At 36.8% G+C, this 22,338-nt stretch carries 20 protein-coding genes and 1 pseudogene; 19 read left to right on the top strand and 2 right to left on the bottom strand.

The features are described 5' to 3' along the window. Positions 1 to 176 precede the first annotated feature (176 nt). The gene (locus tag V7112_RS20015; protein WP_335423160.1) at positions 177 to 464 is read left to right on the top strand and encodes a hypothetical protein; all 288 of its coding nucleotides are present in this window, start codon (positions 177 to 179) and stop codon (positions 462 to 464) included. A gap of 146 nt (positions 465 to 610) precedes the next feature. After that, positions 611 to 1,489: a DUF4652 domain-containing protein gene (locus V7112_RS20010; protein WP_335423158.1), complete on the top strand. Its 879-nt coding sequence runs from the start codon at positions 611 to 613 to the stop codon at positions 1,487 to 1,489. Positions 1,490 to 1,918: 429 nt separating this feature from the next. Here the strand turns inward: V7112_RS20010 and V7112_RS20005 are convergent, their stop codons facing one another. Beyond that, positions 1,919 to 2,212, bottom strand: coding sequence for a hypothetical protein (locus V7112_RS20005; RefSeq protein WP_335423156.1), 294 nt, complete (start codon positions 2,210 to 2,212; stop codon positions 1,919 to 1,921). A gap of 538 nt (positions 2,213 to 2,750) precedes the next feature. Here V7112_RS20005 and V7112_RS20000 point away from each other — a divergent pair. The 13 genes from V7112_RS20000 to V7112_RS19940 all read left to right on the top strand — a co-directional run bounded on the left by V7112_RS20000 (position 2,751) and on the right by V7112_RS19940 (position 15,059). After that, positions 2,751 to 2,933, top strand: coding sequence for a DUF2187 family protein (locus V7112_RS20000; RefSeq protein ID WP_335423154.1), 183 nt, complete (start codon positions 2,751 to 2,753; stop codon positions 2,931 to 2,933). Between the two features lie 141 nt (positions 2,934 to 3,074). Continuing rightward, positions 3,075 to 3,611 (top strand): HXXEE domain-containing protein, encoded by a 537-nt coding sequence (locus V7112_RS19995; protein WP_335423152.1) that lies wholly within the window; start codon positions 3,075 to 3,077, stop codon positions 3,609 to 3,611. A gap of 342 nt (positions 3,612 to 3,953) precedes the next feature. Beyond that, positions 3,954 to 4,922 (top strand): MBL fold metallo-hydrolase, encoded by a 969-nt coding sequence (locus V7112_RS19990; RefSeq protein WP_335423151.1) that lies wholly within the window; start codon positions 3,954 to 3,956, stop codon positions 4,920 to 4,922. Positions 4,923 to 5,373: 451 nt separating this feature from the next. After that, complete coding sequence (locus tag V7112_RS19985; RefSeq protein ID WP_438823929.1) at positions 5,374 to 6,129, top strand: ABC transporter ATP-binding protein; 756 nt, start codon at positions 5,374 to 5,376, stop codon at positions 6,127 to 6,129. Positions 6,130 to 6,150: 21 nt separating this feature from the next. After that, positions 6,151 to 8,061 carry an AMP-binding protein gene (locus V7112_RS19980; RefSeq protein ID WP_335423148.1) on the top strand — a complete coding sequence of 637 codons (1,911 nt, stop codon included), beginning with the start codon at positions 6,151 to 6,153 and terminating at the stop codon, positions 8,059 to 8,061. After that, on the top strand, positions 8,061 to 8,945 hold the full coding sequence (locus V7112_RS19975; RefSeq protein ID WP_335423146.1) for a branched-chain amino acid ABC transporter permease: 885 nt from the start codon (positions 8,061 to 8,063) through the stop codon (positions 8,943 to 8,945). The genes V7112_RS19980 and V7112_RS19975 overlap by 1 nt, the downstream gene beginning before the upstream one ends. A gap of 4 nt (positions 8,946 to 8,949) precedes the next feature. Further along, the gene (locus V7112_RS19970) at positions 8,950 to 10,011 is read left to right on the top strand and encodes a branched-chain amino acid ABC transporter permease (RefSeq protein ID WP_335423144.1); all 1,062 of its coding nucleotides are present in this window, start codon (positions 8,950 to 8,952) and stop codon (positions 10,009 to 10,011) included. Between the two features lie 74 nt (positions 10,012 to 10,085). Then, entirely contained in the window at positions 10,086 to 11,264 is a 1,179-nt protein-coding gene (locus tag V7112_RS19965; RefSeq protein ID WP_335423142.1) for an ABC transporter substrate-binding protein, read from the top strand. A 75-nt stretch (positions 11,265 to 11,339) separates the two neighbouring features. Then, on the top strand, positions 11,340 to 12,128 hold the full coding sequence (locus V7112_RS19960; RefSeq protein WP_335423141.1) for an ABC transporter ATP-binding protein: 789 nt from the start codon (positions 11,340 to 11,342) through the stop codon (positions 12,126 to 12,128). Then, positions 12,129 to 13,289, top strand: coding sequence for a phenylacetate--CoA ligase family protein (locus V7112_RS19955; protein ID WP_335423138.1), 1,161 nt, complete (start codon positions 12,129 to 12,131; stop codon positions 13,287 to 13,289). A gap of 329 nt (positions 13,290 to 13,618) precedes the next feature. Beyond that, entirely contained in the window at positions 13,619 to 14,044 is a 426-nt protein-coding gene (locus V7112_RS19950) for an RND transporter (RefSeq protein WP_335423136.1), read from the top strand. A gap of 31 nt (positions 14,045 to 14,075) precedes the next feature. After that, positions 14,076 to 14,576, top strand: coding sequence for a GNAT family N-acetyltransferase (locus V7112_RS19945; protein ID WP_335423135.1), 501 nt, complete (start codon positions 14,076 to 14,078; stop codon positions 14,574 to 14,576). Between the two features lie 96 nt (positions 14,577 to 14,672). Beyond that, the gene (locus tag V7112_RS19940) at positions 14,673 to 15,059 is read left to right on the top strand and encodes a VOC family protein (protein ID WP_335423133.1); all 387 of its coding nucleotides are present in this window, start codon (positions 14,673 to 14,675) and stop codon (positions 15,057 to 15,059) included. 133 nt (positions 15,060 to 15,192) lie between these two features. On the opposite strand, the gene V7112_RS19935 is transcribed toward V7112_RS19940, so the two are convergent. Continuing rightward, a complete protein-coding gene (locus V7112_RS19935; RefSeq protein WP_335423131.1) occupies positions 15,193 to 15,813 on the bottom strand; it encodes a LysE family translocator in 621 nt (206 codons plus the stop codon). A 715-nt stretch (positions 15,814 to 16,528) separates the two neighbouring features. On the opposite strand from V7112_RS19935, the gene V7112_RS19930 reads away from it, so the two are divergent. The 4 genes and pseudogenes from V7112_RS19930 (at position 16,529) to V7112_RS19915 (ending at position 22,201) form a co-directional block, all read left to right on the top strand. After that, positions 16,529 to 20,308: an AAA domain-containing protein gene (locus V7112_RS19930; RefSeq protein ID WP_335423129.1), complete on the top strand. Its 3,780-nt coding sequence runs from the start codon at positions 16,529 to 16,531 to the stop codon at positions 20,306 to 20,308. Positions 20,309 to 20,416: 108 nt separating this feature from the next. Then, a pseudogene (locus V7112_RS19925) lies at positions 20,417 to 20,589 on the top strand (D-Ala-D-Ala carboxypeptidase VanY); the annotation flags it as partial. 222 nt (positions 20,590 to 20,811) lie between these two features. Continuing rightward, positions 20,812 to 20,955: a hypothetical protein gene (locus V7112_RS19920; RefSeq protein WP_335423127.1), complete on the top strand. Its 144-nt coding sequence runs from the start codon at positions 20,812 to 20,814 to the stop codon at positions 20,953 to 20,955. 7 nt (positions 20,956 to 20,962) lie between these two features. Next, a complete protein-coding gene (locus tag V7112_RS19915) occupies positions 20,963 to 22,201 on the top strand; it encodes an MFS transporter (protein ID WP_335423125.1) in 1,239 nt (412 codons plus the stop codon). The last annotated feature ends 137 nt before the right edge of the window (positions 22,202 to 22,338 follow it).

Genomic DNA, 22,338 nt, shown 5'->3' with positions numbered 1-22,338 from the left:
TAACCTTATAATACGAAAGAGGCAGGTTTGTTCAATATGAAATCACAAATGGAAGTGCATTTACTATAAAATAAAATTTTACGTATTAATGTCTTATAAAAAAGTAATGCAAAAAATGGAGATGATGCACGTTAGTATTATTACACGACAAAAATAAAAATATATGGAGGCTAGTAATGTTATTTATGATATTTGGGGTTGTTGCAATAGTCGCAACTTTTATAAATCTTTATATGTATACAGCAGGAAAGGATTATAAGCTTGCTATGGCAATGGGATTATCATTTACAGCATTAACACTTTGTGCAGAATACAGTCTTGTATCACGGTGGGTAGAAGTGAGAGATTGGGCAGCTATAGAAGATGTAGTACCTGGTATGGAAAGGGCATTATGGTTTTTGACAATTGTTTCTATCTTACTAAATATAGCACCTATACTTTTAGAACGAAAAGGTAAGAAATAATGACCTATTGTCTGTAAGTGTTTATGTATACCTAACGGGTCCGTTAATCCAAGAAGGATTAATCAACTTTTTGTTGAAAATATTGAACTTACGGAGCAACTTATTTGAATAAGGATGAATTTAAATATGTTTAAGGATGTGAAAAGTTGAGAAAAATTATGTTTTTTCTGCTCATTACTTTTATACTTTCGGGTTGTCTTGGATTGGAAAATGGAGAAACAGAAGCATCGATTGACGAAGTAGAGGTAATCACAATTGATGAAGGGACTATAACGATTGGCAGAACTGAAAATGAACTGATATTGAATGAAGAAGGATATGAAGGAATACCTCTGTTAGAATATGCTAATCAACAACCTTCTATTGTAACAAACCCAAACGAAACAGCTACAATTCGTATTGACAATGATCCGAAGGTTGCGGTTTATCTTTGGGATAAGTATGTACCACTAAAATCAAATAGTTTCTCAATTCCATATGAAACGGGTCGTTATGTTTATAATATCGAAGCCAAATGGCCAACTAAAGAAGCAAATTTTATAGCTGTAATTGAAGTTCCGTATGAATTTAAGCGAGTTCGACGTGAAAAGGAACCTGATGATCCAAATGAATGGATTCTATCGCCGAATGGTGAAAAACAAGTGATGATTGAAGGGCTTGGAGAATTTGAAGCGAATGGAACAATTGTATTGAAAGAGCTAACCAGTAATACGATTGAGAATATTGATTTTAATCATGGTCTTCAATGGACAGCTAAGAAAATTGCATGGTATGACAATGATTCAGTTTTAACGACGATTGGGTTAGTTCATGGTACGGTAACTCGTGGAGGTAATCTCTATCACTTAAATTTAACAACACTTGAGCTCACTCCGATTCTGGAACTCCCTTTTAAGGAAGAAGTAGCTGATTTTTCAATAGAAGGTAATCTACTAACATATGAAGTACATGTTTATGAAGATGATGAAATGAACAAGGGGTATATGGAAACTCGTACTTTAGAACTATCAACTATAGAGAATTAAGGAATATATACATAATGAAATAAGTGAAATAGTAAATAAGATAATTCTTTTGTTCACTCCCTTTAGAGGACATGATCATCCAGACCAATGACTGGATTCATAGACTATCTCCTCCTAGAATATTGAATTAGTCGGTATCCCCTAAGCTTCTTATAATGTCATAGGTTCGTTTGTTAAACAGGCCTTATTGACCCAACTAGCCTGAAACAGTTTATACAAATAGGGGGCGAACAGTTTAGTTGACGGGATCTAGTCCCACGGGTGCGGCGTTCTACCCCGACTACCGTTATAATAAGACCATATAGAAAAAGGTCAACCAGAAATCTGGCTAACCTTATATTACGAACAGGTGCTTTAGTGAAAAAAAGACTGTCTTTTTGACGATATTTTTGGTGAAGTTAACACAAATACATTTTTGTAAAGTGCCTGCTACTTATTTATAGAGTTATTATTGCTCTCATCAAGGTTTTTGGAAGCTGTTTTGTCATCGACATTAGCCGCATCTACAATCTGGTTTCCAATAGCACCGCCTGTTACACCGCCTATTACAGTACCAATTAATCCAAATGGAGCACCTATCATAGCACCCGTAACGGCTCCATTAAAAGTTCCTGCTACTTCACCAAAGTCACTCTCATCTTGATTAGCATTACTACCAGCTTGATTATTGCCACTTTCTTCTACATTTCCACCAAAGTTATTGCGTTCGTTAATCTGATTCATCTATTCACTTCCTTGTTTATTAATGGGGAATATGCAGATGATGAAAGTACACCATCTCAAACATATACTACCCAGCTGAAGTAGTTTTACTCACTATATATTGGCTCAAGATATTGTTGTCTTATCAGCAGCCATTTCTGAGTATTCTAGTATTAACAACTGTAGGAACGTTAATTTGGAATGTTTTCTCATAAAAATAGGTGCTACAATTGGAGGATCATGGGAAACCATTGTTGGGTATATGGATATATATTCAAATTAGATTTATGCAGTGTCGGCATTACCATTTATGGTGTTTGTTGTTTTATTTATTTGAAATAGAATGATATTAAATCAATAAATATTCCCTTATGTAATGGGGAATTTTCTTCCATAATTCAGAATAAAACTATTTTCCGAGCTTGGTGTGATGAAGATCTCATCAAACATTGGGTTTTCCGCGACACCCCATCTTTTTTCGCGATAGCTACAGCTTGTATTTTCATTGTTCCTGTATTTTTTTATCCTTGCTGAAAATAATAAGTTCAGAGGTGATAAAATGGCAACTGCTAAAATTGGGGACAATATTTTATTTAAGCGTGAAGGGAAAAACTATGAAGGAAGGGTAACTGTTGTAAGAGAAAATTCTGTAATTGTTGAGTACGGGTACAATAAAGCAAAAGACGAACCTATAACAACCATAGTCAATCATAAAAATTATAAAATTACTAATGCAACTTAGTGAAAAGTATACTTTAAACAACGGGAGCGATGATCAAAAAGGATTATCGCTTATTTGTGTTGAAATTACTAATCGAGCGGAGCAGTTTGAAGAATGAACGCCAGGTAAATTTAAAAGAAATTTATGGATAGGATGTGGATTATGGAACCGTTGTTTGATGTTCAAACACTTATCTGGTTATTTCCAATTATGTTTATCCTTCATGATTTTGAAGAAATTATTATGGTTGAAAGGTGGATGAAGAGAAATTCAACTGTTCTATATGACATATTGCCGGATAGAATTGCGAAAAGAGTCATTAAACAATTTTCTATGTCAACAGCCCAGTTCGCAGTTGCCGTATTAATTTTATTTCTATTCGTAAGTAGTTCAACAGTTATGGCAAATCAATATGTAATTCAAGGATTACTTGGAAATATTTATATTTTTACCATTATTACATTAGTCTTTTTTCTACACGCTTTTACTCATATTGCTCAATCGATTATTCTTCGCTCCCTTACACCTGGTGCACTCACTTCACTGATTGTTATTATTCCATACAGTTTAGTTTTGTATCGCTCTTTACTATTGAATGAAGTCATTACATGGAAAATAATTTTTCTATGCTTACCTTTTTGTCTCTTAATTATCCCAGTTGCATTGCTTGCTCATTGGATTGGAAAAAAAGTTGTATAAAACTCAATTATGGTAATTCTACTACGGGTGCGATATCTAAAAGGGATTGTCACTTATTTTTCATAAAATTATAGGTAAACAGTATAGGTTATCTATAGAAGGTTAGGAACGTAAATAAATAGGACATGTAATTAAAAATTAAAGGAGATTGCATATTTGAGACTGAGACAAATGGCAGTTGCTTTTCTTTTAAAGTTATGTATTAACAATCCTACTTAGCACCCCAAAAAACCACGCTGAGAAAGTATGAATTATTAAACTATTCGGTAAATAACATATAATATAATTGAGCGAACGTTCAATCATAATTGTATAATCATTGAACTTAAGGAGGAATAGCATATGGACAAAAAGAGTATTATTTTCTTTGAAAGAAAATTTCCAAGTGCAAACATGGTTCTTATCAAGGATCAGTTTTCAATCCTTATTGATACTGGTTTTGGAAGTGATGCGGAAGAAACCGTGCGTTTAATTAAAGAAGCAGGCGTTTCAGCAGAGGAATTACATCTAATTGTGAATACTCACTATCATAGTGACCATGTAGGAGGAAATTTTCATCTTCAAAAAAATTTTGGCGTAAAGATTGCTGCTCATAAATGGGATGCTGATTTAATTAATACGTGTGACAGTGAGGCTGGTAGTGCCGAATGGTTAGATCAGCCTGTAGAACCTTACCACGTCGATTTGAAGCTCTCTGATAATGATGAAATTTATACAGGAAGCAGAACTTTTCAAGTCCTGCACACACCAGGACACACGTTAGGACATATTTCTCTATATGAACCTGAAGAAGAGATATTCATTTGTGGGGATCTCTTTCACAGAAATGATGTTGGCTGGTTTAACATCTTTCGGGAGGGTGTTTCATCAATCCAACGATCAATAGAAAGTATAGAACGGGTGTCCAAGCTCCGAATCAGCCAGGCATATTCAGGCCATGGACCCAAAATAGAGGATCCACTTAGTTCCATTGATTTAGCAAGAAAACGACTTGAAAAGTGGCTTAAAAATCCGGAAAAAATTGCATGGCATGCCTGCAAACGGATTTTTGCATTTACACTTATCATTAAAAACGGATTATCAATAGAAGAAATTGATAAATACCTATTAAATTGTGGTTGGTTCCAAGATTTTTCACGCTACGCTTTCCAACTTCATCCAGATGAATTCATTCAGGTCCTGGTCGATGAAATGATTCGTTCCGGAGCAGCAAACTGGCACAATAATCATTTAATCGCCACTGCTGCATACTTAGCACCACAAAAGGAATGGATGGATAAGGACATCAAGCCTAAAGATTGGCATGTCTAGATTTTTTTTACAAAATAGTTAGAATAACGCAAAAAAATCTATAGACTTTTCAGAATCACCATAATATTCGATTTGAATACCACCTTTTGGTATATCTTTCGATAAGTGGTGATTTTTTATTTTATGGAATAATGAAGTTTTTAGAGGCTGTAGAGGGTTATTCAAATTCTATTAGATTCGATGATAACGAAAATAATATGATCGTCAAAGCAAAGATTACTAAATGTCCAGCTGCTGAACGTGTTGTAGCTAATCAACTGATTGAAATGTTGAAGGAAAGCGATTTAAAGGGTGTTCTTCTACTCTATGATTTTATGCTATCCTTCAATCAATTTCTTTTTAATACTGATAGTCTTTTTTAAAAATACATGCATATGAATTATAAATATAGTAGGTTGTGAGCGCTTTCATTACTTTCTCGAAGGGAGGCAGGAGTTTGGAAATCTTAAAAATGCAAGATGTGACTTTACGCTTCGGTGGAGTCGTTGCACTTGATCATGTTTCATATGCGGTAAAAGAAGGCGAGATATTTTCACTTATCGGACCAAATGGTGCAGGGAAGACAAGCATGTTGAACTGTATAAGTGGTTTGTACCGCCCATCAAATGGATCGATTTCCTTCAAAGGTGAAGAAATTACACAGCTGAAGCCCCACAAACGCGCTGGGCTAGGAATAGCAAGGGCCTTTCAGAACATTGAGCTTTTTCCCCACTTATCTGTCCTAGACAACCTGATGCTTGGGAGGCATGTCAGAATGAAAACAGGTATTCTCTCAGGGGGATTGTACTGGGGAAAGGCACAAAGGGAGGAGGTCGAGCATCGTCAGAAAGTGGAGGATGTGATTGACTTTCTAGAAATTGAACATATTCGAAATACCCCTGTCGGCAGGCTATCATATGGGTTACAAAAACGAGTCGAAGTAGGGAGAGCATTAGCACTCGATCCGGAGCTTTTATTATTAGATGAACCAATGGCTGGTATGAATACGGAAGAAAAAGAGGATATGGCTCGCTATATTATTGATATTCATGCTGAAAGGAAAACAACGATTATCCTAATTGAGCATGACATGCGAGTGGTAATGGACTTATCTAATCATATTGCTGTTCTTGATTTTGGAAAGTTAATTGGGTATGGGACACCAGACGAAATTCAAAACAATCAAAAGGTTATAAATGCCTATTTGGGAGAAGATCAAGTGGGCTAACGAACAGGGAGGAGGTATTTGATGTCCAACATGACATTTCCTCAAGTGTTGCAAGAGAAAAGTAAGGAAAATGGATCAAAGGTTGCTTACCGGGAAAAGGAGTTTGGAATATGGAACGAAGTAACTTATCAAGAATTCTTTGAGGATGTAAAATTGCTTAGTTTGGGACTAGCCAAACTGGGATTTAAGCGGGGAGAAAAGCTTGCTATAATCGGGGATAATCGTTCAGAGTGGGTAATTAGTGAATTAGCCGCACAAAGCTTAGGTGGCATTGGTGTTGGTATTTTTCAGGAGTCTCTCCCAAATGAAATTGCCTATATTTTAGGCAATTGTGATGCATCAATTGTGGTAGCAGAGGATCAAGAACAAGTTGATAAGTTGTATGAGATTAAAGAAATGATCCCAAAGGTTAAGACGATTATCTATTATGATCCGCGAGGAATGAGAAACTATCAGGATGAGAATCTCATATTCTTTCATGATGTAAAAGAGCTAGGTAAATCCTTTGAACAGGAAGATCCTACTTATTTCGAAACAGAATTGAAAAAAGGGGTTTACGAGGATACCGCTATATTATCTTATACATCGGGTACGACTGGAAACCCGAAAGGAACGATGCTTTCATATCAAAATCTCTTTGATATGGCAAAAAATCTTACCTCATTCGACCCATTATTAGAAAGTGATGAATATCTCTCATTTTTACCACTTGCCTGGATAGGGGAGCAGATGATGACAATCTCAATGGGCTTATATAGCGGAGTAACCATTAACTTCCCGGAAGAACCCACAACTGTTTTAGAAAACCTTCGTGAAATTGGGCCTCATGTGATGTTTTCTCCTCCTAGAATTTATGAAGATATGGTCTCGAAATTTCAAGTTCGCATACAAGATGCAGGTTGGTTAAAACGGAAGCTGTATGAGTGGTGTAAGCCAATTGGTGAAAAAGTAGCAAGAGCTAAATTTAATAGAGAAGAAATATCGCTTGGTACAAAAATCACCTATAAAATCGCAGATTACTTTTTGTTTAGTGCGATTCGTGACCACCTAGGTCTTTTACGATTAAAACGAGCTTATACAGGTGGTGCTCCACTTGGACCTGATGTATTTACTTTTTTTCATAGCATTGGAGTTAATGTCAAAAGTATCTATGGTCAGACAGAGGTATCAGGAATCTCAATTGTTCATCGTGATGGGGATATAAAGATTGAAAGTGTAGGGACTCCGATACCTGGAACAGAAGTGAAGATATCTGACCAGGGTGAAGTACTACTTAAAAGCACTAGTGTATGTGTAGGATATTACGATAATGAACAAGCAACGAACGAAACAATTGAAGATGGATGGCTACATACCGGGGATGCTGGGCGGTTAGATGAAGACGGACATTTATATATTATCGACAGATTGAAGGATGTCATTCGTTTAGATACAGGAGAGATGTTCTCACCTCAATACATTGAGAATAAATTAAAGTTTAGCCCTTATATACAAGAGGCTGTAGCAATTGGAAGGGAACGTCCCTATGTAGTTGCCATAATTAATATCGATATGGAAAATGTCGGACATTGGGCAGAAAAAAAGCAGATAGGCTACACAACCTATACCGATCTATCATCAAAGAATCAAGTTCTAGATTTGATACAAGAGCAAGTAAATGAAGTCAATAAGACTCTACCTGAAAAAGCCCGAATAAAGAAATTCGTTCTTTTATATAAAGAGCTGGATGCAGATGATGAGGAATTAACTCGCACGAAAAAGGTACGTAGGCAATTTGTCGCTAGGAAATATGAACAATTAATTGAGGGACTTTACTCAGAGAATGACCAAATCGATATTGAAGGTCGCATTAAATATCGAGATGGAAATGAACAATTAATTCAAACAACACTTCGGGTAATCCTCATGGAAGAAGAGGAGGGAGCCGCTTAATGACGTTTTTTTTACAAATGCTCGTGACAGGAATCGTTGTAGGTAGTGTTTACGCGCTTGTAGCGTTAGGATTTGTTTTAATCTATAAGTCCAGTGATGCAATCAATTTTGCACAAGGAGAATTTCTGTTAATTGGGACATATGTCTGCCTTACGCTAATTACAGCGTACAACATACCGTTTATTCCTGCTGTATTACTAGCGCTCATATTTAGTGCGATTCTAGGGTTTGTGATAGAACGGATTGTTCTACGGCCTTTTATTGGAGAACCGGTCATTTCCATGATTATGGCGACAATTGGTTTATCGAGTGTGCTAGCTGGCGTTGTTCATATTATTTGGGGGCATGAAACACGTGTATTTCCAAAAATATTTTCGGAGAAGCCGGTTCAGTTTGCAGGGATTATAGTTGCACCTGTTTATCTATGGTCACTTGTGATTGTTGTGTTCATGCTTCTTGTATTTACATTGTTTTTCAAGTATTCAAAGCTTGGAATAGCCATGCGAGCAACAGCTGATGACCAGCAAGCTGCGATGTCAATGGGGATTAGTGTAAAGACGATATTCGCTGTCGCATGGGCAATTGCTGCGATTGTTTCTGCAGTAGGTGGTATCCTGCTTGGAAATATAAATGGTGTAAATGCTTCGCTTTCGGCGATTGGATTAAAGGTATTACCTGTAGCCATTCTTGGAGGACTTGATAGTATTCCTGGTGCAATTATCGGCGGGTTAATCATCGGGATTATTGAAAGTATGACTGGTGGATATTTAGATCCGTTAATAGGTGGTGGCTTAAAGGAAGTAATGCCATTTGTTCTGCTGGTATTCATCCTAATGTTTAAGCCATATGGCTTGTTCGGTAAAAAAGAAATTGAGAGGGTGTGAGAATATGCGAAATCCTTTTGTGATGGATTGCGGAGAATTCCATGTTTCCTATAAAGAAGATATGAGAATTTGGAAAATCACTCGAGTGAGAATTCGTATTTTCGCAATCATCGCGTTCTTTGCGGTATTCCCTTTCCTCTCTTCGGAATATATTATTGGGCTTGCCACATTATGCGGAATAGCAGCTATTGGGGCGATTGGATTAAATATTTTAACCGGATTTACAGGACAAATTTCAATTGGTGTGGGTGCCTTTTTAGGAGTAGGTGGATATACATCTGCTATTTTAACAGCAAAGCTTGGCTTAAGCTTTTGGCTAGCCATGCCAATGGCAGGATTAATTACAGCCATTGTGGGTGCCTTGTTTGGAATCCCATCCCTTCGCTTAAAAGGACTATATTTAGCGATCGCGACATTGGCAGCACAAGTTATTATTTTGTTTGTTATTTCTCGATGGGATGCTGTAACAGGTGGAACAGCTGGACTTTTACTTTCAAGACCATCAATTGGTGGCTTTATTTTTGCAAGTGAAAGAAGCTACTACTACTTAATGCTAGTCGTGCTGCTAATCACGACAATCTTTACATTAAATCTCTTTCGGTCACGAGTAGGGAGAGCATTTATTGCAGTAAGAGATCGAGATATAGCTGCGGAAGTTATGGGGATTGATTTATTTAAATATAAGGTACTCGCATTCTCAATCAGTTCTTTTTTCGTAGGAGTTGCTGGGGCATTACTAGGGCATTACACGATGATTGTGAGTCCGGAATTGTATAGCATTACGGTTTCGATTGAATATTTAGCGATGGTTCTTGTCGGTGGATTAGGAAGCGTGTTTGGATCGATATATGGAGCAGTCTTTATTACATTATTACCAGTCTTTCTTCGATCGGGTATTGATATGGTAAGCGGAATTTTTCCTGATTTAGCTGATGTGTTAGTGGGTCTAAAAGAGTTAGTATTTGGATTGGTCATCATCCTATTTCTCATTTATGAGCCAGAAGGACTTGCGAAAATATGGAAGAATATTAAAAACTATTTTAAACTTTGGCCATTTTCCTATTAGTTTGAAGAAATGGTTATAAGGCAATAAGTGTTTATCACTTTTTATAAAAATGTTTAGAACTAAGGGGGAGAAGTATGAAGAAAATTGGTTCAATTGTTTTTGGCTTGTTATTAGTCATTGGTGTACTTGCTGGCTGCTCAGGAGGAGATAAATCTTCAGGTGATGAAAATAAAACAATTAAAATTGGGGGGTTATTTGATTTAACCGGTGGAACTGGTGATGTTGGAACACCATATGCAAAAGGGGAGGAAGCCTATTTTGAGTATTTAAGCACACAAGAACCAGTAAATGGATACAAACTAGAATTAATTGGAGATGATTACGCGTATAAAATTCCAGAGGCACAGAAGCTTTACCAAAAATTAAAATCATCGGATAAAGTGTCCGCTATTTTAGGTTGGGGTACTGGGGATACGGAGGCCCTTCGTCAACAGGTAGCAACAGATAAATTACCGTTCATTTCAGCGTCTTATTCTGAAAACCTTAAAAACATGGATGAAAGTCCGTATAATTTCCTAGTAGCTGCGTCATATTCTGATCAAGCTCGCACGGCATTAAAGTGGATTAAGGATAATCATAGTGGTGGCACACCTACAGTTGCCCTACTTTATAATGACACAGCATTCGGTAAGTCCCCAATTCAGGATGCAAAAGACTTTGCAGCAGAGATTGGTATAGAAGTGGTAGATGAGCAAATCGTAGATGTTACTGCACTCGATGCCACCTCTCAATTGTTAAATATGGAGAAGAAAAATCCAGATTATGCAATTATTCAAGAAACATGGGGAGCTACAGCAACAATTTTAAAGGATGCACAAAAATTGAATATTGATACACAGTTTATTGGGTTAAACTGGTCGACGGGTGAAGGATTAATTCCATTAGCTGGAGATGCCGCAGAAGGATTTATCGGAGTTGTTACACATGCATTCCCTTATGAAGACCTACCAGGTATGGATGTTATCAAGGAATTTTTAGAAAGTAAAGGTGAAAAGTTAGAGGATAAAAACCAAAAATTCATTCAAGGCTGGGTTGCTGCCTCTATTATGGTAGAAGGAGTGAGATTAGCGGATGATCCAACAACTGGTGAAGGAATCCGCAAAGGCTTAGAAAAAATCTCGAACCTTGAATTCGGTGGTTTAGCAGCACCAATTTCGTTTTCAGCTGATAATCATGCTGGAACAAATCAAATTCGGTTAGCCGAAGTGAAAAATGGAAAATGGGAAGTATTTACTGATTATATTGGTTATTGAGTGAAAAGGGAGGTGGTTTACACCTTCCTTTTTGAAAAAATATATCGCAGCGCTTTTCGATGAAAGGAGGATTAGATGCTGACATTAAACAATGTTGAGGTTGTGTATGATCGCGTCATTTTAGTATTAAAGGGTCTATCAATGGTTGTACCAAAAGGAAAAATTGTTGCTTTGCTTGGCAGTAATGGTGCGGGAAAAACAACAACATTAAAAGCCATTTCAGGTCTTCTTAAAAGTGAAAATGGAGAAGTAACAGATGGTTTTATTGAATTAAATGACGAGCGGATTCATAGTAATGGCGCAGACGTAATTGTTAAAAAAGGGATCTTTCAATGTATGGAAGGTCGTCGTGTATTTGAGCACCTTACAGTAGAAGATAATTTAATCGCTGGAGCACATACACGTAAGGATCGAAAAAATATAAAAGAAGATATTCAAAAGGTGTATCGCTATTTTCCTAAGCTTGAAATGCTTAAAAACAATCAAGCGGGATATCTGTCTGGCGGAGAACAACAAATGCTGGCAATTGGGAGAGGAATCATGGCAAAGCCAAGTGTGTTGCTATTAGATGAGCCTTCACTTGGACTTGCTCCACTTTTAGTAAAAGAGATCTTTAGTATTATCAAAAGAATTAACGAAGAAGAAGGAACGACAATTTTAATTGTAGAACAAAATGCCAAGATTGCGTTATCAATTGCCCATTACGGCTATATCATGGAGAACGGCCGGATTGTGATGGAGGGTGATGTAGAAAAGCTCCTTTCGAATCAAGATGTACGTGAATTTTACTTAGGGATAAGTAGTGAAGGAACGAAAACCTATAAAGATATTAAATCCTACAAAAGAAGAAAGAGGTGGCTATAGGTGGCATCGATTCAAGAAACTGTGTCATATGCATATGAACACGCAGAAGGCTTTAGGCGGTTAATGGATATCGCAGGACTCTCACCACAAGAAATTCTAACAGAAGATGACCTTGTTAAAATACCTGTTTTGAAAAAGGAGAGATTACCGGATTTACAAAGTAATTTGACACCATTTGCGGGCCTTACGACAGTCCCAGCCACTGACATGGTACGAATATTTATGTCGCCAGGTCCTATTTATGATCCTCAATCAACAGAAGAGGATTTTTGGAGATTTTCTGAAGCGCTTCTAGCCGCGGGATTTAAAGAAAATGATATCGTACAAAATACGTTTTCCTATCATTTATCTCCAGCTGGATTTATGTTTGATGCTGCCCTCCGGAAGCTTGGTGCAACAGTGATTCCGGCGGGAACTGGAAATAGGGAACTGCAATTACAAGTGATTAGAGATTTACGAGTAACAGGCTATGTAGGAACTCCTAGCTTTTTTGCGATTTTACTAGATGCAGCAGATGAAAAAGGATGGACAGTTGGGAAGGAAATAGCTATTCAGAAAGTATTTTTTACAGCAGAAATGACGACAAAGGAATTGCGTAAAAGATGCGAGGAACAAGGAATACAGGTTTTTGAAGGCTACGGCACGGCAGATTGCGGATGTGTTGCTTTCGAGGACAAGCAAGGGCCTGGTTTAAAGGTAACAAATTCTGCATTTGTTCAAATATGTGATCCTTTAACAGGAGAAGAGGTCGAAAATGGCGAAGGAGAAGTAGTTATTACGTTATTTGATAAAAGTTATCCCCTTATCCGCTTTGGAACTGGTGACCTATCTAGGTGGATTGAAGGATACGAAGGTAAGCGAATTGCGGGTGTGCTTGGTCGAGTAAGTGACGGTGTCAAAGTAAAAGGAATGTTCGTTAGAGAAAAGCAACTTGCTGCTGTTTTAGAAAGTGAAGGAATAAATAGATTTCAAGCGATTGTATCAAAGATAGAGAATCAAGATCAATTAGAGATCATCATAGAATCTGAGAATGAGCTTAGCGACCAGCTGGTTTCAAGGCTTCAAGATGTCATTCGAGTAAGGCCCATTATTAAAAGGGTGAACATCGGGTCGATTACGAAACAAGAGAAGCTACTTATTGATCACCGGATATTGACATGATATAGAGACGTAAAAGATGAGGGGAAAATACCTCATCTTTTTGTCGTTTGGGGTGCTTTAAAGGCCTGACCTCAATGTCATAATCATATCTTGCAAAAGATGACATTCTCAAGCGGAAGCTAGCTTTTAAATTAGTTTCTAATTTAATCGTTATCCTAAAAAAGGAGAAGTCCCCTTTTTGTTGAAGTTATAAGTAAACGAATCTGTTACTTTTAGCGATTTGGATAATTTGGGAAGTATCGGTACTTTTGTGAAATGGAGTAATGTTTCAAAAGAAACTACTATACTTTTTTCTGGTAAGCAAAATAAGTTAATTTAGGGGGGATTAAATGCAAAATAAAGATTACCTGAAAGCTATAAACTGGACTATTTTCATACTTGTAATATTGACTGCGGTTATTACTGCATGGATTACACTATATGATCTAAACAATACACCTGCCATTGGTGAAGATGCACAATCTAGAGCGGGATTCCGGTGGGGGTCACTGCATATTATTATCTCGTTTGCTATACTGATTCTTTCCATTTTTTTAGCACTAGGCTGGAAACGTTTGTTTCCTTATAACGTTCCCGTTGCTATCATTCTAGCTGGTTTTTGTTATGTTTTAGTTTTTCTTTCATTTACGATTGGTTGGGTCGGTATACAAGGTATGCTTGGCTTCTTTGTCGCTTTCCTAATAGGAGTGATTTTAATAATTTCTTATTCTATTTCTATTCTTATTGTACGTCGAAGGACTGCAAATGATAGGTAATCGTTTGAAAAAAACAAATGGGGGGAATAAGGTGGTAAGAGTTGTAAAAATAGACAAAGATGAAAACATACTAGAATCTATTGATTGTCTTTACAGGGAAGTATGGAATCAATCAATTTTGGAACGATTTAAAAAGCACTCTAATTATGACGGGTTTTCTGGATATATAATGAAGTCAGATGAAGAGGAAATTCTAGGATTTTCTTATGGATATACATCACAATCAGGACAATTTTATCACGAGTTACTTGCAAAACAGCTTAATCCAATAGAGTATAAAAAATGGCTTGACGATTGTTTTGAGTTTGTTGAATTAGCTGTTCATCCAAAATATAGAAACCAAGGTTTTGGAAAATTGCTTGTTCATGAATTACTTAAAGAAGTAACAAATAAAACCTCTGTACTAACAACTCAAGTAAATAATGTATCGGCACGTAATCTGTATCAACAATTGGGATGGGTGGTAGTGAAGGATTTCTTTCTTCCAAGTCATAATGATTCTCCATATTTGATTATGGGCAAGGTTTTATGAAATTTAATTAGGAATGCTCGATTTCTAAAATCACCGATAAAAGTGTTATGATATGGTAAGTTGTTTTACATAATTTATCGTGGAGGAAAAAACAGTATGAAAATCATTGTGACCAGCTTATTTGTAGAAGATCAAGACAAGGCATTGGAGTTTTATTCTGAAATCCTAGGCTTTGAAATTAAGCATGACGTTCCCATGGGAGAACATAGATGGATAACCCTTGTTTCTCCAGAGGTTCCAGAAGGTACTGAGCTTTTACTTGAACCCAATGTCCATTCAGCTGCCAAAGAGTATCAAAAGAAGATATTTGCTGATGGCATTCCGGCAACCATGTTTGGAGTTTCAGATGTACACAAAGAGTATGAACGATTAAAGAATCTTGGAGTAAAATTTACGATGGAGCCGACAAATGCAGGTCCAGTCACAATTGCTGTCTTCGATGATACGTGTGGCAATCTAATTCAGATTGCTCATAATAACTAAGTATCAATAACTTTTGTAATTAAACCGTACTCTTATGCTTAAGTTCGGTGAAATGTTCCTAATATGTAAACCCTGTCCAATTTTAGGACAGGGTTTATTTTTACATAATGAAAGGTGCATGTTTTGCTTCTCATTATTGACTAAAGGCAATTTTTAGGCCGATAAGAGTGAACAAGGATCCTTGAATATAGTTTATTTTTTTAGATAATGTCGGATTTTTACGTAGGAAATAACCTACTTTTCCAGCAAAGATGCTTATTAAAGAAAAAATGACTAAGGTTTGGACTAAAAATATGATACCTAAAACAAACATTTGAAAGGAAACATGTCCACTCCCGTAGTTAATAAACTGTGGAAAGAATGCTAGGAAAAATAAAGAAACTTTTGGGTTTAATAGGTTCATAATGACACCTTTTTTGTATAAAGAAATGTAGTCTAAATTGTTTTCGCTGCTAATGTTAAAATGCGAAGCCTTCTCTCTGAAAGACTTATATGCTAACCATAACAAGTATGCTGCTCCTGCATATTTTACGACTGTGAATGCAAAAGCGGAATTGTAAATCACGGCTGAAATACCAATAGTCGCAGTTGTAATATGTACTAATAATCCTGTACAAAGACCAAGTGTAGTAAAGAAACCGGCATTTTTGCCCTTTGCTATACTCTGTGCTAGAGTGAACAAGTTATCTGGTCCTGACATTAGAGTGAGAACTATTGCTGCCCCTAGAAAAGATATAACAGATAGGTAATCCACATTTATCCCCCCAATTTATTACAGTTCATTTTAACATAACCTGTTGAACTAGGACATTCATTTTTGTTGAATCATCAGGAACTAGATAGTTGTGGAAAAAGAATCAAGAGGAAAAATAACAAGGATAAATTCCGCCTTTTGTTGAATAGTTTATTATAAGTTTTAGGGAGAAAAAAAATAAACTTTTTTAAAAAAATAGAAAAATATTTATTATATATTGGAGTTATAACAGGTTGCTTTGGATTGATTTATGTTTTGGGAATATCGAGTCGTACTGAATTTCAATATGCTTCTGGGATTAGACTTTTATTGATTAAAATTAGTGTAATAATGAGTAGTTTGACCTCCTTGCATAAGATTTCATTAATAGTTTCAATTGGAGCGATGGTATTCCTATACTTAATAGGCTATATTGCCGAAATAGATATTCTTTTATTAAAAATTTCACCTTCAAGTGTCGAATTTCATTCTTGCCAATCACAGTTGAATTATTAATCGTAATTATTAGCGATCGTAGTATAATCAAAAACAAATCTAAAAAATCATGATCTCAGTATAGTAAGGGTGCTTTTCTTTAAGATGAAGAAGTGCTCTTTTTTCTATGTTTTATGGTAACATACCACCCACAATATCCCATCTTTTGATATATTCATGCACAAAGAAGTATATACTGAAAATATGGATATGAACGAACTGAAAAATAAGGTGATCTAAATTGAAAGAAAAATTAACGGTTTTAAAGGATCGGTTAAATGACATTAGTCGACGTAACCGATCTATTCGAATGCTGAAGGTATACAACAAATGGAATTTTGACTTGTGTGAAGTAACGAAAATCAATAAAAATCCTCAGGATATCTTGGATGCGATTATCAAAAACAATAGTAAAACGGAACTAGTGAAGCAGAACGTGAGAAACGAAGAATCTCTGAATTTGTCAGGAAAATTAACAACCCTTTATCGTAATTTAAAATCGATTGAAGACGAGACCGGATTGTATGATTTATATATTGGCTATCCGTTCATAAGTGGTGCCATGTTAGATGGAACGTACATACGAGCCCCTCTGTTTCTACACCATGTCAAATTAGATAGAATTAAGGAACTCGGTACTAAATGGGTACTTCAACCAATGGAAGATTCAGAGCCGATGTTAAATCGTCCACTCTTCTTAGCGATGCAAAAAATGAGTAATCTTTATGTGCCCGATGAGATGTATGATGAAGCTGTTGGACAATCGACGGAAATGGATTTTTTAGGTTGGTTAACATGGTTGAAAAAATACAATCTCAATATCAATTGGTCGAATTCCCCGGAACTGGAGCCTTTTAAAAATCTAACGACTGACCTCATACCCCATTTTAAAAAAGGAGAGTTTCAATTAGATAATTACGCAATTCTGGGGCATTTTCCTCAGGGGAACTCTGCAATTTTAAAAGATTATGAAGACTTTCTACAGCAAATGGAAGAGGGTATATCCGATTTCGGCTTGGCCGGGGAATTAATGAATGTTGGTGAGGAGGTTACAACCTCAGCGGCCGATAATCTTGAAGCTGGTGAAAGCATTACTGAAGTACCTCCTAAAAGAGAAAAAGAAAAGTTCTTCGTGCTTGACACAGACGCTTCACAAGAAGAAATCATCAATTCCATCGAACATACAGAAGGCATGGTTGTTCATGGGCCACCAGGAACCGGTAAATCACAGGTTATTGTGAACATTATTGCCAATGCGATTGCAGATAAAAAGAAGATTTTATTAGTCTGCCAAAAGCGGGCAGCATTAGATGTTGTTTATCAAAGACTTGATAGCCTTGGACTTTCTGCAAGTGTAAGTCTATTACATGATGAAAAAACGGACCGGACAGGATTATATCGCAAGCTTCATAATCGTCTTGTAAAAGATGAGTATGCACAGGATTTGGAATTAGAATACGAACAGTTATCACAGAAAATTGAAAAATGTGAAGATGAACTGAACGCGATAGCCAAGGGATTGTATGAAACACAGCCTCATGGATATCGAGCTTACGACCTGTATGGTCTCGGAAAACCGGTCAAACAACAGGAAGTTATTCTAAATTTGACAGCTATTATTAATGATTTAAACAAAAGTAATTTAGATGATGTGTTAACAACTATTTTTTCATATGGGAATTATTTCAGTCGATTTGGACAGGATAATTATCCATTAAAAGACCGCAAATCCTTTGCAATGCTAGAAATAAAAGACCGCTTAACGATTGTTGAGATTCTTATGAAGGTCATAGAAAAGGCTGAAAAAAGTATTACATTTCTCGAGCATTTTGAACAAGATGAGATTACACCAGCGTATAGCTGGGAGGTTGGTGGAAAGCTCGAGAAAATCTATGATGACCTAAATCCTCAGGAGAAAAGAACGCTCCAGAAACTTAGACTGTGGTGGTGGACCTCATTTACAGGAAAAACGATTGTTGAAGAATTAATCGAAGGCGATAAATTTAAAGGCTTGTCTTCGACTGAGTGGCCAAAGCTAAGGGAGAGCTTACGAATTCTCTATGAGCTTTCACATGTGTCAAATGACATGACGAACGAGATGAAACAATTATCTTCTTATTTTAAGGAAGAGAAATTACAAAGGTATAAGGATCAAATCTCAAAAGGGGATATTCCGCTATCTGAATTTCAAAAACAGCAGGAATATGTGATTCAGGATTTTGATGACCTCCGAAATATGGATAGAATCTATGATAATAATATGCCATTTATCAAATCACTCATTGATGAATTAACGGATAAAAGTAAAAATCAGACCCACTCGGAGTTGGCCAAACAGTGGGTTGAGAATACAAAGCAATCCACCTATATTTACTGGATTGATGAAATCGAACGAAAACATCCTGAGCTCACGAAGATAGGAACCGAAAGCTTTCAGAGATTGCGAGCAAAGTTCAAAGAGCTTTTAGAAGAAAAGAAGGAACTTTCAGCTAAAGTACTGCAAAATCGTTTAATAAAAGCACTTGGCGATGTTAAAGTGCAACATTCAAAAGCGATTAAGGACATCATTTACCAAACGGGGAAGAAAAGACAAATTTGGCCAGTTCGTAAGCTTGTTAATAAATATGCCCTTGATGGTTTATTAGATGTATTGCCGGTTTGGCTTGTCTCACCCGAAACGGCATCGGCAATATTTCCATTAGGAAAGAATATATTTGATCTTGTCATTTTTGATGAAGCCTCCCAGTTAACGGTTGAAAATGGGATTCCATCTGTCTACAGAGCTTCTAAAGTTGTTATTGCCGGGGATGAAAAACAATTGCCTCCAAGTAATTTGTTTAAGGGAAGCATCCAAATCGATGAAGACGATGTTGATGAGGATAACCTCGTTGTATCAGAAAGTCTACTAAGCTTAGCAAAACGGGTTTTTCCTAGTAAAATACTGCAATGGCATTATCGTTCAAAGTCCGAGGAATTGATTAATTTTTCAAATCACGCCTACTATAATGGTAATATCCAAATCGCGCCAAACGTGGAACATCTAAAGAAGCCAGCTGCTATTCAATGGCGTAAAGTTGATGGCAGATGGATTAATCAATGTAATGAAGTTGAGGCGAAGGCAGTCGTCCATTTATTAAAGGAACTTCTACAAAAGGATGCAACAAGGTCGATTGGGATCATTACATTTAACGCGAAACAACAGGATAAAATACTCGATTACATTGATATGCTGGCAGAGGAAGATGAAGAATTCAATACCATGTATCATCAGGTCATGGGAAAAGAATTGGATCAACAAATTTTTGTGAAAAATATTGAAAATGTGCAAGGGGACGAGCGGGATATTATCATCTTTTCGGTTGGCTATGCGAAAGCTGAAAATGGCAGGGTATACAATCGATTTGGTCCGCTTGGGCAACAGGGTGGAGAAAATCGTTTGAATGTGGCCGTTACTCGTTCAAAAGAAGCCATCTATGTTGTCTCTAGTATTGAACCAAATGAATTGGACGTATCGAAAACAAAAAACGTGGGACCGAAGTTTTTCAAAAGCTATTTAGAATATGCCCAAGCTGTTTCAAATCTCCAAAAAGAGAGAATCGGAGCGGTACTATCTGAGCTAAACGAAGAGATGAACACTTCCAGACAGGAAAAGGCGCTTCATTTTGACTCACCTTTTGAAACACAAGTGTACGAACTGTTAACGGATATGGGGTATAAAGTAGACACCCAAGTGGGTATGTCCAATTATCGAATTGACTTGGCCGTAGTACATCCAGAAAATGAATCCAGGTATATACTTGGAATCGAATGTGATGGTGCCATGTACCATAGTTCTCCGTCTGCCAAGGAAAGAGATGTCTATCGACAAAAATTCCTCGAAAACAAAGGCTGGACCATCCACCGCATCTGGAGCAGAAACTGGTGGAAAGACTCAAGCACAGAGTTGGAAGAAGTGGATCAATTGATTAGACAAATTTTAAAGAAAGAGAAAGATTTTATGAAAGTGAAGCAGATGATGTAGGGTGTAAGCTGAGGGATTTTACAGCTAGGATAAGTGAAATTTACGGTTAACTAATCATTTAGGATCGAAGCCTAATTTTCTATCATCGTGATAGGGAAATTAGGCTTCTTTTTTAGTTTGCCTCATAGTGTGATTATGAAAGAAAAGGATTTTGTTAATACCGAAAAGAAGTAAAACAGATTTCCGCTAGTATTAATGAAGAAAAATATTTGATTTCATTTTACCCCATTTCCAAAAGCCAGACGATTAACATACCGGATAATCAATTTTATGAAATATAGGGAAACAATATGGAAGGTGTAATAGTGACCTTTCTTGAAAAGGGACTGTAATTAATTGGTTGCAGGTCTTGTCGGATATGGTCTTTACTTTTTAAATTTAGATGCATGAATCCCTACCTTCCCAAATAATGTAATAATACAACTATTCAATTGAATAAATGTTCGAGAAATCAATCAATAGGAGACCTACTCTGAATAGGAAATTTTGCGAGGAGGTACATGATGATTTTAAAAGAGGTGAAAAATGAACCTGCAATTCATTGCCAGCCTAGAATTTGTGTCACCAAAACAAAGGTACGAAAACAAGATGATGAATTTTGCCTAAAGGGAATGGCGGTTATGTGTACTGCTATTTTGGATGGGTAAGAACCGCTTGGACGAATACGGAAAAAAGCACACCAATAAATTGCTTTTGTTATCAATTGCCATGCTTGGCACGATGACAACCTGGTTTTCCATGACAGCGGTTTTACCAACTTTAATGGATTTGTGGGACTTGAGTAACAGTGAGGTTAGCTATATTACCATCATGGTCAATTTCGGGTTTATCGTGGGTTCTTTGGTTTCGGCATTTATGAATCTACCAGATCGGATCCAGCCTCATATTTTATGCTTTTGCGCAGCTATGGTTGCGGGAGTTTCAACAATATTAATAGCTATTCTTGCAAAAAGTTTGGTCGTTGCACTATTATTCCGTTTCATCACAGGAATTGCCTTGGCTGGTGTATACGGCCCGGGGTTAAAACTTGTTTCCACATGGTTTCAAAAACGGCGTGGTATGGCGATGGGAGTGGTAGTTGGCGCGCTTACGATTGGTTCAGCCGGCCCCCATTTGTTTAAAGGTATTGGGATTTCTTCTTGGGAGCTGGTATTAACAATTACGGGCTTGTGTTCGATTTTATCCGGAATTTTAATGCTTTTTGTGAAGGTTGGACCATATCCGTTACCTATTGGAGACTTTGATCCAAAAGCAATTCCACGTGCTTTTAAAAATCAAAAAGTAAGGCTTGCAAACTACGGGTACTTTGGTCATATGTGGGAGCTTTACGCAATGTGGTCATGGTTTGGATTGTTTTTAGCAGAGAGTTTTAAAAATAGTGGGATGACCGATTTTTCATCATCCGCTTCAATCGTAACATTTGTTGTGATAGCCTCCGGATTTTTTGGAGCATGGTTTGGCGGTGTGTTCGCCGATCGAATTGGCCGGGAAAAAGTAACTTTATGGTCTCTATGCATTTCTGGAACGATAGCACTTCTCATCGGATTCTTTTTCGGAAGTTCACCATGGATTGTTGCCATATTCGGAGTGATATGGGGAGTAAGTATTATTGCAGATTCAGCCCTGTTCTCTGCTTTAATAACAGAGCATTCAGACCAGCGGTACGTCGGATCAACATTAACGATTCAGTTGGCTATTGGCTACGTTTTGACCATAATTGTGATTTTCCTTGTTCCATTTGTTGAATCAATTATTGGCTGGAGATATACTTTTTTAATTCTTTTACCCGGACCGATTCTAGGATTCCTATCGATGTTTCGATTACATCGATTAAAAACGAAAGTTACGATGGGTGGTAATGATGGGGTGGAAGATGTTGTTGAAGATATATAGAACTATATTTTGATAACGCTTACATTTTTGTCGACTGGGTGAGGGACTTAATTAAGTAGATTAATAGAGAATATAAGCTAAATAATTAATTCACAGAGGCTGTCCGTACAGTCTCTTTTTTATTTTTCCCATATACA

It is taken from the genome of Bacillus sp. JJ1566, assembly GCF_036962685.1.
Lineage (GTDB): Bacteria > Bacillota > Bacilli > Bacillales > Bacillaceae_L > Ferdinandcohnia.
This window is presented reverse-complemented; position numbering and strand designations above follow the sequence as displayed.